Annotated in this window: 14 protein-coding genes and 1 other annotated feature; all 14 genes read left to right on the plus strand. The window is 45.3% G+C overall.

The window, feature by feature from the left end:
* Positions 1–19 precede the first annotated feature (19 nt).
* Positions 20–988: a phospho-N-acetylmuramoyl-pentapeptide-transferase gene (gene mraY / locus FQV30_RS06300; RefSeq protein WP_146499248.1), complete on the plus strand. Its 969-nt coding sequence runs from the start codon at positions 20–22 to the stop codon at positions 986–988.
* On the plus strand, positions 989–2,353 hold the full coding sequence (murD, locus tag FQV30_RS06305) for a UDP-N-acetylmuramoyl-L-alanine--D-glutamate ligase (RefSeq protein WP_146499249.1): 1,365 nt from the start codon (positions 989–991) through the stop codon (positions 2,351–2,353). It begins immediately after the preceding gene.
* 19 nt (positions 2,354–2,372) lie between these two features.
* The gene (locus FQV30_RS06310) at positions 2,373–3,158 is read left to right on the plus strand and encodes a cell division protein FtsQ/DivIB (RefSeq protein WP_146499250.1); all 786 of its coding nucleotides are present in this window, start codon (positions 2,373–2,375) and stop codon (positions 3,156–3,158) included.
* Positions 3,136–3,861, plus strand: coding sequence for a DUF881 domain-containing protein (locus tag FQV30_RS06315; protein WP_146499251.1), 726 nt, complete (start codon positions 3,136–3,138; stop codon positions 3,859–3,861). Before FQV30_RS06310 ends, FQV30_RS06315 begins: the two co-directional genes overlap by 23 nt.
* Before the next feature lie 16 nt (positions 3,862–3,877).
* The gene (locus tag FQV30_RS06320; RefSeq protein ID WP_146499252.1) at positions 3,878–4,594 is read left to right on the plus strand and encodes a DUF881 domain-containing protein; all 717 of its coding nucleotides are present in this window, start codon (positions 3,878–3,880) and stop codon (positions 4,592–4,594) included.
* Between the two features lie 2 nt (positions 4,595–4,596).
* A complete protein-coding gene (locus FQV30_RS06325; RefSeq protein WP_146499253.1) occupies positions 4,597–4,962 on the plus strand; it encodes a small basic family protein in 366 nt (121 codons plus the stop codon).
* A 101-nt stretch (positions 4,963–5,063) separates the two neighbouring features.
* Positions 5,064–6,353 carry a cell division protein FtsA gene (ftsA, locus tag FQV30_RS06330; RefSeq protein ID WP_146499254.1) on the plus strand — a complete coding sequence of 430 codons (1,290 nt, stop codon included), beginning with the start codon at positions 5,064–5,066 and terminating at the stop codon, positions 6,351–6,353.
* A 53-nt stretch (positions 6,354–6,406) separates the two neighbouring features.
* Positions 6,407–7,585: a cell division protein FtsZ gene (gene ftsZ, locus FQV30_RS06335; protein WP_146495662.1), complete on the plus strand. Its 1,179-nt coding sequence runs from the start codon at positions 6,407–6,409 to the stop codon at positions 7,583–7,585.
* Between the two features lie 161 nt (positions 7,586–7,746).
* Complete coding sequence (locus tag FQV30_RS06340) at positions 7,747–8,412, plus strand: YggS family pyridoxal phosphate-dependent enzyme (protein WP_146499255.1); 666 nt, start codon at positions 7,747–7,749, stop codon at positions 8,410–8,412.
* A gap of 2 nt (positions 8,413–8,414) precedes the next feature.
* The gene (locus tag FQV30_RS06345; RefSeq protein ID WP_146499256.1) at positions 8,415–8,888 is read left to right on the plus strand and encodes a cell division protein SepF; all 474 of its coding nucleotides are present in this window, start codon (positions 8,415–8,417) and stop codon (positions 8,886–8,888) included.
* A gap of 20 nt (positions 8,889–8,908) precedes the next feature.
* Positions 8,909–9,172 (plus strand): YggT family protein, encoded by a 264-nt coding sequence (locus FQV30_RS06350; protein WP_146499257.1) that lies wholly within the window; start codon positions 8,909–8,911, stop codon positions 9,170–9,172.
* Between the two features lie 62 nt (positions 9,173–9,234).
* Positions 9,235–10,020, plus strand: coding sequence for a YlmH family RNA-binding protein (locus tag FQV30_RS06355; RefSeq protein WP_146499258.1), 786 nt, complete (start codon positions 9,235–9,237; stop codon positions 10,018–10,020).
* Between the two features lie 94 nt (positions 10,021–10,114).
* On the plus strand, positions 10,115–10,636 hold the full coding sequence (locus FQV30_RS06360) for a DivIVA domain-containing protein (protein ID WP_146495652.1): 522 nt from the start codon (positions 10,115–10,117) through the stop codon (positions 10,634–10,636).
* Between the two features lie 71 nt (positions 10,637–10,707).
* Positions 10,708–10,923 (plus strand) — a binding site (T-box leader).
* Positions 10,924–10,967: 44 nt separating this feature from the next.
* Complete coding sequence (ileS, locus tag FQV30_RS06365) at positions 10,968–13,730, plus strand: isoleucine--tRNA ligase (protein WP_146499259.1); 2,763 nt, start codon at positions 10,968–10,970, stop codon at positions 13,728–13,730.
* Positions 13,731–13,797: the final 67 nt, after the last annotated feature.

Here is a 13,797-nt window from a genome sequence, read left to right on the forward strand (position 1 = left end):
TGTTTAAAGGAGCTCTCAAATGAACGCTGATATGTTGCTTGGTTTTGGCTTTGCCTTAGTTATGACTGTAATTTTAATGCCGATTTTCATTCCTTTGCTGAAAAGAATGAAATTCGGCCAAAGCATACGGGAAGAAGGCCCGCAATCCCATATGAAGAAGACGGGTACACCGACAATGGGCGGCCTTGTATTCCTGATTGCCATTATTGCCACTACACTGATCGTGGCATTGATCGCAGATTTGTTGACATCGGAAATTATGATTTTGTTGCTGGTCCTGTTCGGTTTCGGCTTGATCGGATTTTTGGACGACTTTATCAAGGTTGTATTGAAGCGCAATCTTGGATTGACATCCATCCAAAAATTGGCTGCACAAATTGTTATTGCGGTTGTATCGTTCTTTTTGCTGAATAGCATCGATTTTGATACTGCGTTAACAATTCCATTTACTTCAGTTTCTATTGAACTGTCAGGTTTGTATGTATTGTTCCTTATTTTTTGGCTGGTCGGATTCTCGAATGCAGTCAATCTAACGGACGGCCTTGACGGGTTGGTGGCTGGTACGGCATCAATCGCGTTTGCAGCGTTTGGCGTATTGGCCATTTACCAAGACAAAATGGGAATTGCTCTTTTCACTTTTACCGTAGCGGGAGCATTGATCGGATTTTTGGTTTTCAACAAATATCCGGCAAAAGTCTTCATGGGAGATACTGGATCTCTTGCATTGGGCGGGGCATTGGCTGTCGTTTCCATTTTGCTTAAACAAGAATTTCTGCTATTGATCATCGGGTTGGTTTTTGTGCTGGAGACTTTATCGGTTATCCTGCAAGTCGGCAGTTTCAAACTTAGAAAAAAACGCATTTTCAAAATGAGCCCAATCCATCATCATTTCGAATTAAGCGGTTGGTCAGAATGGAAAGTCGTTACAGTATTCTGGCTGGTCGGACTAGTGGCAGCAGTTATCGTTGTTTCGTTGGAGGTAGTGTAAATGAAAAATATAAAAGATGTATATCAAAAAAAAGTATTGGTTCTGGGACTTGCAAAAAGCGGCTTTACAGCGGCGCGCCTGCTTCATAAACTAGGGGCATTTGTTACGGTCAATGATTCTAAGCCGTTTGAAGAAAATCCGGAAGCCCAGGAATTATTGAACATGGGCGTAACCGTGATTTGCGGAAGGCATCCTGAAGGGCTTCTCGAAGAAGGTTTTGAAATCGTCGTGAAAAACCCTGGAATTCCTTACACGAACATCTTGATCCGTTCGGCATTGGAAAAAGAAATACCGGTATGGACAGAAATCGAACTTGCTTATCTGATCAGTGAGGCGCCATTTATCGGCATTACCGGATCAAACGGCAAAACGACAACGACTACCTTGCTTTTCCATATGTTGAACCAAGATGGCAAAAAACCGTTGATTGCCGGGAACATTGGAACGGTGGCAAGCGGAGTTGCGGAAAAAGCGACTCCGGAAAATGTTGTTGTGACGGAACTGTCTTCTTTCCAATTAAAAGGGACATCAACCTTCCGTCCTCATATTGCCATCATCACTAATTTATACGAAGCCCACCTTGATTATCATGGTACGGTTGAAGATTATGCGGCTTCCAAGATGAAAATCACGCAAAATCAAACCGCGGAAGATTATTTCATCTACAATGCTGATCAGCCGGTGCTGGCGGCCCATGCGGCAACTTGCACAGCCCAAGGGATTCCGTTCACACTAAAGGGCAGAACTGAACACAGTATCAGCGCTGATGATAAATTTGTTTATTGGCAAGGCAAAAAATTGATCGAGCGGTCCAAAATCATGCTGGGCGGCCAGCACAATTTAGAAAATATACTGGCTGCTACAGCCGCCGCCCTTTTATGGGGAAGCACGAAAGAAACCATCCACCGCGTGTTGACGTCTTTTACAGGAGTGAAGCACCGGTCGCAGTTTATCGTTAACTGGAAAGGACGTAAGTTCTACAACGATTCCAAAGCGACCAACGCATTGGCGACAAAAAGCGCGCTTGAAGCTTTTCCGGGACAGATTGTTTTGCTGGCCGGAGGGTTGGAACGCAATCATTCACTTGAAGAATTGCGTCCATACATGGATCGGGTAAAAGTGCTGATCACTTTCGGGGAAACAGCAGACCGATTTGCGGCATTTGCAAAAGAGTGCGGAGTGCCGGAAGTCGAAAAGGCGGGCATGATGCATGATGCAGTTGAAAAAGCGATTCGCCATTCAGCGAGCGGCGATACCATTTTGCTTTCTCCGGCTTGCGCAAGCTGGGATCAATATGACAGTTTCGAAATCCGTGGCGATGCTTTTATCGACGCAGTAAAACAATTGACCGAAACGAACGATTAATAGATAAGGAGCAGCAATTATGGACAAAGTGATTGATATCGAAGAACGCATCCCGACGCTCCGTGAGCGGCGGAAAAAAAGAACCAATCGCAAGTTCGTGGCTCTGCTTGTTATTTTTCTCGTTTTTCTTGCTATTCTTTATTACAGCCAGTCAAAACACAGTGAAATTCAAAATATCGCAGTTGCTGGCGCTGCTGTGTATGAAAAAGACGATTACTTGGAAGCCAGCGGATTGGCAGTCGGCCAGTCGATGTGGTCTTTTAAAGAATCGGCGGTTGAAAAGCGCTTGAACGATTTGGAATGGGTCAAAGATGCGACAGTAGAGAAAAGGTGGCTGACCGGCGTAGATATTAACGTCGATGAATTTGAAAAGATCGGATATCTGGAAAGGGAAAACAATTTTCAAATGGTCCTGTCCAATGGCTACACGGTCGAAAAACCGGTTTCCAGTATTGATGGGCCTATTTTCTCCAATTTCGAAAATGACGAGGCCCGGAAAAAACTGGTCTCTCAATTGTCTGAAATTGATGCCGAAGTGTATAACTTGATCTCCCAAGTCATACTCGCGTCAGAAGAAACAGAGACATCTTATGTTACGTTGTACATGAATGACGGAAATGAAGTCCGCACCATTTTAAGCACGCTTGCCGAAAATTTGAATTACTATCCATCAGTAATCGCGCAGCTCAAAGAGAGCCAAAAAGGTGTAATCGACATGGAAGTTGGAATCTACTTCCGTTCCTATGATGACGTATACGGTCCTCCGAAGGAAGGAGTCGAAGATGAAGAAATCACCCCGGAATAACCGGTCCAAGTTCAGTAAATCGATTATCTTTTCACTCGTATTTTTAGTCCTTGGCTTTATGTTTTCCTATTCGTATAGCCTTTCTAAATCTCAGGAAAGATCAAGTGAATTTACTGGCGGGGCATTTTTTGAGCAAGAAGAGCAGTATCGAAAAGAATTGATTGAACAGCAGGAGCGCAACAAAGCACTGCGTGAAGAATTAGAGAAAAAACAAGCGGCAGTCCAGGAATTTGAACAATCCTTCTCGGAAGGGGAGAGCCGCAACACCGATTATGCGGAAGAGGCCGAAGAGCTTCGCCGGGTTCTTGGCTTGCTGCCGGTGGAAGGGAGCGGCTTGACCGTAACTCTCCAAGATGGCGAATACAATCCGAGTTCTGTGGATCCAAATGATTATATTGTTCATGAGAGCCATATCTTCCAAGTCATTAACGAGCTGTACATTTCTGGAGCAGAGGCCGTTTCGATCAATGGCCAACGCATCCACGCCAATTCACATATTGTATGCACAGGGCCTGTCATAACGGTGGATGGAGTGAAATATCCAGCTCCATTTACTATTGCAGCCATCGGAAAGCCGGATGTTCTGGCTTCATCCATAAAACTGCCGGGGGGCGTCATGGATCAGCTGGTCAATGATAATGTAGTGGTCACTTTGGATGAGGGGCAGACCATATTCATGCCGGCTTTTTTGACGGAATCGTAAGTGAGGGAGGGATTGCATGAGAAAAAAAATCTTTTCCCGGTTTTCAATCATACTATTTGTTATCGGTTTGATGATGGCAGTGCAATATAATACGATCAATGAACCTGACTCCCGAGATACACGGGATGTATGGGAGATTAGGCAAGAGCTTTCTGTTGAAAAGCAGCTTCACTCTGAATTGTTATCGGAAATCAGCCAGATGGACAGCACGCTGGAAAAATACGAAGCAGCTTCTGAAGCAAGCCCGGAACAGGCCTTAAAAGAAACGGTAGAAGAGTTGAGGAGCTTGGCGGGCTTGACAGAAGCCGCCGGGCCGGGAATCGAAGTCTCCATCGAGCCCTCGCCTGAAGCAGTAGCCCTAGGGCAGAATATTGAAGGCATTTCACCTGACCTATTGATTCGGTTTGTCAATTCGGTCAACTCATTCAACAATCTGGAAGTATCGATTGACGGAAACCGGCTCGTCAACACATCAGCCATACGAGACATTAACGGCAAAACAACAGTGAATGCCAATCCGATACAAACACCGCCTTTTACGGCTAAGATTGTTGCGGGCTCCACGGAAGATGCCGAAAAGCTTTATAATTACCTGTTATCTTCTCCGCTGCTGGATGATTTTTATATCGACGACCTGGTTGTCACAGTATCGGAACCGAAAGACGATATGGTGGTGGAAGCGTACGATGGCGAAATCAGTTATCAGCATTTGAAAGAAGCAGAGGGGGAATAACAATGTGGTTGTCTGTGTTAGGCTTGCTATTAGGCATTTCGCTCGGGCTTTTGACAGATATGCAAATCCCTCCGGAATATGCCGACTATTTATCTATTGCTGTTCTTGCCTCTTTGGATACTTTATTTGGAGGAATAAGAGCTCATTTGCAGCATATGTATGACGACAAAGTGTTTGTTTCAGGATTTTTCTTTAATATTGTTTTAGCAGCTGGCCTTGCATTCCTTGGAGTGCATTTAGGAGTCGATCTGTATTTAGCGGCAATTTTTGCCTTCGGAGTAAGGTTATTTCAAAATATTGCCGTTATTCGCAGGCTTTTACTGGCAAAATGGGCCAATAAAAAAGAAGCTGGAGAAACACTTGGATAAATTGAAGGAAAATTTATAAAGTTACACTATTATACTTAGACAAGGTGTAAAATTTACAATAGAATGTAAGTAATTGCAGTTTAATAAGGAGGTGCTACGAATTGAGTCAATCAGAGTTATACGTAAGTTTAGATATTGGATCATCATCGGTTAAAGTCTTAATCGGGGAAATGGCCAATAAGTCGTTGCATGTCATCGGCGTCGGAAATGTAAAATCCCATGGAATAAAAAAAGGTGCGATTGTTGATATAGATGCGACAGTACAATCCATTAAAAAAGCTGTCGACCAGGCGGAACGTATGATCGGGAGATCGATACAGGAAGTGGTTCTAGGAATTCCAGCCAGTAAAGTGGCTCTTCATCCAGTTAAGGGCGTCGTAGCAGTCAACAGCGAGAATCGTGAAATAACGGATGAAGATTTGGACCGTGTGCTGGAATCCGCCCAAGTCATGTCGATTCCGCCAGAACGGGAATTGGTGAATATCATTCCAGAACAATATATTGTGGACCATCTGGATGAAATAAAAGATCCGCGGGGTATGATTGGGATTCGCCTCGAAATGGATGGTACAATGGTGACGACATCCAAAACAATGCTGCATAATGTTTTAAGATGTGTAGAAAAGGCCGGACTTCAAATTCGGGATATTTATGTGCAGCCATTAGCTGCAGGATATTATGCGTTGACAGAAGACGAGAAAAACCATGGCACAGCGTGCATCGATATTGGCGGCGGTTCAACCTCCATCGCCATATTCCAAAACGGCCATTTGTCTGCCTCATCGGTTATTCCGGTCGGGGGAGACCATGTTACAAAAGATCTGTCCATCGTTTTGAAGACTCCTACGGATCAAGCAGAAAGAATTAAAGTCGAGTATGGCCATGCTTTCTATGATAATGCTTCAGAAGACGAATTGTTCGAAGTGCCTGTCATCGGATCGGATACAAGGGAACAATACAGCCAAAAATACATATCTGAAATAATCGGAGTTCGCCTGGAAGAACTTTTCGAATTGATTTTAGATGAGCTTTACCGTCTTGGTGTCCAGGACCTTCCAGGAGGTGTCGTTTTGACTGGAGGCATGGCTAAGCTAGAAGGGCTGCCGGAACTTGCAAGAAATATCCTGCAAACTCGCGTCCGGTTGTTCACCCCGGAATTTATCGGTGTCCGGGAACCGCAATATACAACGGCTGTTGGTTTGATCCAATACGCTTATATGGAAGATGTATTCTACGGACGCATCGGAAGCGGAGTGGCATTATCCGAATCGGCAAAGGTCGAACAAGAACCACAGCCGCAGAAAGTGCAAAAACAGCCGAAACAACCAAAGCAAAACGGTGAAGGTGTAGTTACAAAGGCCAAGAAAATGTTTGATAGATTCTTTGAATAAAATGAACGTTGCAGAGCGTTTACTGAAAGCCCTGCAATCTAGGAGGAAAAAGAATGTTGGAATTTGATACTTCAATAGATTCGTTGGCAGTAATAAAAGTGATTGGCGTTGGCGGTGGCGGAAACAATGCGGTAAACCGAATGATCGAACATGGTGTCCAAGGCGTTGAGTTTATCGCTGTAAATACGGATGCTCAAGCTTTGAACTTATCTAAAGCGGAAGTCCGCCTGCAAATCGGCGGCAAGTTGACGCGCGGTTTAGGCGCAGGGGCAAACCCTGAAGTCGGCAAAAAAGCAGCAGAAGAAAGCAAAGAACAAATCGAAGAAGCATTGCGCGGAGCGGACATGGTATTCGTCACTGCGGGCATGGGCGGCGGTACCGGTACTGGAGCAGCGCCGGTAATCGCAGGCATTGCAAAAGAATTAGGCGCTTTGACAGTTGGTGTAGTAACCCGTCCGTTCACATTTGAAGGACGCAAGCGTTCGACACAAGCGATTGGCGGAATCGGTACGATGAAGGAATCAGTCGATACGCTGATTGTCATCCCGAATGACCGATTGTTGGAAATCGTTGACAAGAGCACACCAATGCTTGAAGCTTTCCGTGAAGCGGATAATGTTTTGCGCCAAGGTGTCCAAGGCATCTCTGACTTGATCGCCGTTCCTGGATTGATCAACCTGGACTTCGCCGATGTTAAAACGATCATGTCCAACAAAGGTTCTGCTTTGATGGGCATCGGTGTTTCTTCAGGAGAAAACCGTGCGTCTGAAGCAGCCAAAAAAGCGGTATCAAGCCCATTGCTTGAAGTTTCCGTTGATGGTGCCAAAGGCGTATTGATGAACATTACAGGCGGATCAAACCTAAGCTTGTATGAAGTGCAGGAAGCAGCTGATATTGTTGCTTCAGCCTCAGATGAAGAAGTAAACATGATTTTCGGTTCTGTCATCAATGACAATTTAAAAGATGAAATTGTTGTAACTGTTATCGCCACAGGCTTCAACGAAGAGCAGTTGCAGCCGAGAACACCGCGAGGGTCTGGCTTGAACTCCAGCCGTGTGCAATCGATTCAGCAGCAGACGCCTCCGCCATCTTACCGCGAATCACGCCGCGAGGAACAGCGCCGTGAAGAGCAAGTCCCTTCTTATCAACAAGAGCCGGTGCGCCAAGAAAAACAACAGGATGATGCGTTAGACATCCCTACGTTCTTGCGCAATCGCCAAAGAAGACGTTAATCCAAACAGCTGCCTTTAAGGCAGCTGTTTTTTTAAAATTCCGATGTTCAAGAAATCGTTGCTTTTTATGGGGCGCCGAAGCCTAAACTGAAAGGGATAATTGATATATTAGGCTTTCCTTGATACAATAAGTTGAACATGCAAAGAAAAGTTGTGAATTTATGAAACCGATAAAACCTGTTTTTGAACAGATGAATAATGAAATCCAAAACATACGAAAAGAAGTCCAGGTAATAGCAGTTACCAAACAAGTGGGAGTCGAGCGCACCAAAGAAGCGATCGATGCAGGCATCCGGCATCTTGGAGAAAACCGCCCTGAAGGCTTGGCTGCAAAACGCGCTGCTATTGCCGACGATGTCCAATGGCATTTTATTGGAACGCTGCAAACCCGGAAAGTGAAAGAAGTCATCAATCAAATCGATTTTTTGCATTCGCTTGACCGGTTAAGCTTGGCAAAGGAAATACAGAAGCGGGCAAACCAACCAATAAAATGCTTTGTTCAAGTGAATGTTTCGCAGGAAGAGTCAAAAAGCGGACTTGCTCCAGAAGAAACTTTGGAATTTATCAAGTCCTTGGAAGCTTTTGATAAAATCCGCGTTGTAGGCTTGATGACGATGGCCCCCAATACAGCGGATGAAGAAACCATCCGGAAGGTTTTCAAGGGCTTGAAAGCCCTTCAATTGGAAGTTGCTGCTGAAAATTGGGAGCATGCGCCGTGTACGGAATGTTCCATGGGCATGTCCAATGACTACTTGATTGCGGCTCAAGAAGGGGCAACGTTTGTCCGTATAGGAACTGCATTAGTAGGAACGGAAAGTGAGGGATGAAAATGAGCATAAAAAACAAGTTCAAAAACTTCTTTTATTTAGAAGAGTACGAAGATGAACAACCGCAGCAACAGCCACAACCTCAGCAAACTCCACGCTATGAAAAACCGGCATCGGTGCAGAAGGTGAGAGAGACGCCGAAAGAGCGCCGGCAAAAAGCGGTTGAAACGCCCGTATCAAACATTGTCAGCCTGCAAAGCGCCATGAAGTCTTCAAAAGTCAATCTTGTCGAACCACGGGTTTACGCTGAAGCGCAAGACATAGCTGAACATTTGAAAAGCAAACGGGCGGTCGTTGTCAATCTGCAGCGGATCGAGAAAGACCAAGGCCTCCGCATCATCGACTTTTTGAGCGGAACGGTCTATGCACTCGGTGGAGATATTCAGCGCATCGGAACCGACATCTTCCTTTGCGTACCTGACACTGTAGAAGTGGACGGCGCCATATCGGATTTTTATTACGATGATCAACAATAAAAGAGGTGGCTAAAGAATAAATGGGCGAACTATTGGGAATACTACTAACAGCTATTCAAATTTATTCGTATTTGCTTATTGCCAGCATTTTAATGAGCTGGCTGCCAAATGCCAGGGAGTCGAGCATTGGCCAGATGCTTGCAAAAGTTACAGACCCTTATTTGGATATCTTCAGAAAAATTATTCCACCGCTTGGCATGATTGATTTTTCTCCAATCATTGCTATTTTTGCATTGAATCTAGCCAGAAACGGCCTTGTAGTTTTATTTAGCTACTTTTATTAATAACCTCACTTTGCGTGGGGTTTTTTTCTTGAAAGCTATTTCATATAAAGGAGGCAGGCACTTTGGAATCTTTGCTGCAGCATTTCAGAAAAGATGAACAGCAGTTTATTGAACAAGTTTCAGGATGGATCATCGATGTGGAAGACCGTTATTCTCCAAAGCTGACGGATTTTCTCGATCCGCGCGAACGCTTTATCGTCCAAGCGGTTATTGGATCGAGCGATGTCCGGATGGCTGCATCCGGCATGTTTGAAGGAGCAGAGCGCCAACGGGTTTTGCTTTATCCGTCATATTACGAACCGCAGCAGGAAGATTTTCAAGTTACAATGTTCGAGTTGAAATATCCGGTGCGTTTTGTCACGCTCAAGCATCCGGATATTTTAGGGTCTTTGATGTCCATCGGTTTAGGACGCGGAAAATTCGGCGATATCCGGATTGAAGGAGAACGGATCCAATTTGCAGCAGCAGAAGAAGTGAGTGCTTATTTGCAGACGAACTTTGTATCAGCGGCGAAAGTGAAAGTCCAGCTGAACCCGGTAGAAGATCCTGCGGAATTTTTAACGTCAGTCGATGAATGGACAGAAGAGTCGTTTACAGTCAGCTCGCTGCGGCTGGATACGGTCATCAGTTCGGTATACAATATCTCCCGTCAAAAAGCGGCGTCTTTGATCCATGCAGGAAGAGTGCGCGTCAATTGGACAGTCCAGGAACATCCATCGTTCGAATTGCACGAATCCGATTTGATCTCTTCTAGAGGGTATGGCCGGATCAAAGTCGGCATGATCGAAGGGCGAACGAAAAAAGATAAAATCCGCCTGCAGATTGGACGTTTGGACACGAACAAGTAAGCGACTTTGAAAAAATGCAAAATAATACTGAAATTTGTTCTATTGAACTGTATAATGTATAGAAACGACGATAAGTTAAGGAGAGGTGCACGTAATGCCATTATCCCCGCTGGATATACATAACAAGGAATTTGGCCGAGGGTTTCGCGGTTACCAAGAAGATGAGGTAAACGAATTCCTGGATCAAATCATCAAAGATTATGAGTTGCTGCTGAAAGAGAAACGGGAACTTGAAGAACGGCTGAAACAGACGGACGAACGGGTCGGCCATTTCACTACGATTGAAACGACTCTTCAAAAGTCCATTCTCGTGGCACAGGAAGCGGCCGAAGAAGTGCGCCGCAATGCACAGAAAGAAGCAAAACTTATTGTGCGTGAAGCAGAAAAGAACGCTGACCGCATTGTCAACGAATCATTGACAAAAGCGCGCCGCATCGCAATGGAAATTGAAGAATTGAAAAAACAGTCCAAAGTATTCCGCAACCGTTTCAAGATGATTGTTGAAGCGCAATTGGATTTGATCGACACAGACGATTGGGATACATTAATGGAATATGATGTGGATACGACGAATCTGGACAAGCTGGAAGACGAGAAAAGCGACTCCCGTTCTTGACGCAAACGGATTCAACTTCTATAATTATTTAATATTCAGGGCAGCGAAGGCGAGAGCCTGGACTATCGATAGCAAAAGCAAGGACAGAGACAGTACTTTAGATGATTCGACAAAGCGATCCAGGGATAGTGGGAGCCTGGTGAAAAATCGTTAAAGGAAAATCACTCTCGAGCTGGATTGGTGAAACTAAGTATCCAATCCCGTCTACACCACGTTACGGTGATCGAGTGGCAGCGTTCAAGCTGCAACAAGGGTGGTACCGCGAGTTTAAGCTCCTCGTCCCTTTACCAGGGATGGGGAGCTTTTTATTATGCCTACAGGAGGAATTGCAATGGATTATAAAGATACGTTATTAATGCCAAAAACAGATTTCCCGATGCGTGGAAATTTGCCGAACCGGGAACCAGAAATGCAAAAGAAATGGGAAGAAATGGATATCTATCGCCAAGTTCTGGACCGGACAAAAGACCGCCCTCATTTTATCCTTCATGACGGACCTCCATATGCCAATGGCGATCTTCATATGGGCCATGCATTGAATAAGGTATTGAAGGACATGATCGTCCGTTCACGTTCGATGATGGGCTTTCATGCTCCATACGTGCCAGGCTGGGATACACACGGTTTGCCGATCGAGCAGGCTTTGACCAATAAAGGCGTCAACCGCAAAGAATTGTCGCTTGCTGAATTCCGTAAATTGTGTGAGGAATATGCTTATGAGCAAATCGATAACCAGCGCACGCAGTTCAAGCGCATTGGAGTGCGCGGCGATTGGGAAAACCCTTATGTTACATTGAAACCGTCATATGAAGCCCGCCAAATCGAAGTGTTTGGATCGATGGCCAACAAAGGCTATATCTATAAAGGGTTAAAACCGGTATATTGGTCTCCTTCAAGTGAATCTTCTTTAGCTGAAGCAGAAATCGAATATCAAGACAAAAAATCTCCTTCCATCTATGTTTCGTTCCAAGTAACAGATGGAAAAGGGGTTTTGGCTGAAGGGACGAAAGTGCTGATCTGGACAACAACTCCTTGGACAATTCCTGCTAATCTTGGAATCACTGCACATGCAGATTTCAACTATGTTGAAGTTTCCGTAAATGGTTCGCTGTATGTAGTTGCGCAAGATTTGTTGGAAGAAGTGGCAAAAGAAGTAGAGTGGACGGATTACGAAGTTGTACGCGAATTCAAAGGGGCAGCATTCGAACATATTTTAACAAAACACCCGCTGTATGACCGTACGTCATTAATGATGCTTGGGGAGCACGTAACGACTGATTCCGGTACTGGATTTGTCCATACGGCTCCAGGCCACGGGGAAGATGATTTTTTGGTCGGCAAGAAATACGGCTTAGAAGTTCTTTGCCCTGTTGACGAAAAAGGTGTGATGACAGACGAAGCACCAGGTTTTGAAGGGCAGTTCTATGATAAGGCTAATAAATCTATCACTGAAGCTTTGAAAGAAGTTGGGGCTCTTGTGCATTTAGAGTTCATCACACACTCTTATCCGCATGACTGGCGGACGAAAAAACCGGTCATCTACCGTGCGACGGCTCAATGGTTTGTTTCTATCGAAGCTTTCCGTGACCAGATTCTAAAAGCAATCAACGAAACAACGTTTACTCCCGCCTGGGGAGAAACGCGTTTGTTCAATATGCTGCGCGACCGCGGCGATTGGAATATTTCCCGCCAGCGCGTCTGGGGTGTTCCGATTCCGGTATTTTACGCGGAAAATGGCGATGCCATCATCACAAATGAAACAATTGATCATATCGCGACCTTGTTCCGCGAAAACGGTTCGAACGTCTGGTTTGAGCGCACTGCTGCGGAATTGCTGCCGCCAGGGTTTACACATCCAAGCAGCCCGAACGGAATTTTTACAAAAGAAACGGATATCATGGACGTCTGGTTTGACTCCGGTTCGTCTCACCAAGGTGTTTTGGTTGAACGCGAAGATTTGTCCTATCCGGCTGATTTGTACCTGGAAGGATCTGACCAATACCGCGGCTGGTTCAACTCTTCTCTTACGACAAGTGTAGCCATCAACGGAATCGCACCATATAAGAGCATTTTGAGCCATGGCTTCACGCTGGATGGCAATGGCCGCAAAATGAGCAAGTCGCTTGGAAACGTCATTGTTCCTGCAAAAGTGATGAACCAAATGGGAGCGGACATCTTGCGCCTATGGGTAGCCTCAGTGGATTATACGGCTGATGTACGGGTATCGGACGATAACTTCAAGCAAGTATCGGAAGTATACCGTAAAATCCGCAACACACTGAAATTCCTTCACGGCAACTTGGCAGATTTCAATGAGCAAGAACATCGCGTTGCATTCGAAGATATGCGCGAAATGGATCAATACATGGCGATGAAGCTTCAAAAAATGGTGGAAACTGTTCGTAAAGGCTATGAAACATATGAATTTTCGTCCATCTACCATGCGTTGAACGGATTCTGCGCAAACGATCTGAGCTCGTTCTATTTGGACGTAGCAAAAGATGTAGTCTACATCGAAGCGCCGAATCATCCGCACCGCCGCGCTATGCAGACAGTCATGTTCGATTCGCTGATGGCGCTGCTGAAATTGGCAGCACCAATCATTCCGCATACAGCTGATGAAATGTGGGGCTATTTGGATTTTGTGGACGAAGCTAGTGTGCAGTTGACCGACTTCCCTGAAGTTCAGGAAAATCAGCTGTTTGCAGATCTGGACTCTAAATGGACGCAGTTCATGAGCATCCGTGATGATGTACTGAAAGCTTTGGAAGAAGCGCGTGCAGCGAAAACGATCGGCAAGTCGCTTGAAGCGAAAGTGACGGTCTACGGAAGCGAAGAAGCGGCCAACTTGCTGGCGTCTGTCGACAGCAACGTCGGCCAGTTGTTCATCGTATCTCAATACCAATTTGGCGGAGCCAAGGAAGCGGCTCCTGAACATGCACTTCAGTTGAGCCAAGTAGCTGTAGTTGTCGAAAAAGCAGAAGGCGAAAAATGTGAACGCTGCTGGACCATTTCCGAAGAAATCGGCCAGAGCGATGCACATCCGACTCTTTGCCCTCGATGCGCATCAGTTGTTGAAACTCAATACGCGTGATTTTCTATTGCCCCGAAGAACTGAAAGCCAGTTCTTCGGGTTTCTTTTTTTTAAAAAGGAAATGCCA

Source organism: Planomicrobium sp. CPCC 101110 (assembly GCF_007859395.1).
Lineage (GTDB): Bacteria > Bacillota > Bacilli > Bacillales_A > Planococcaceae > Planococcus.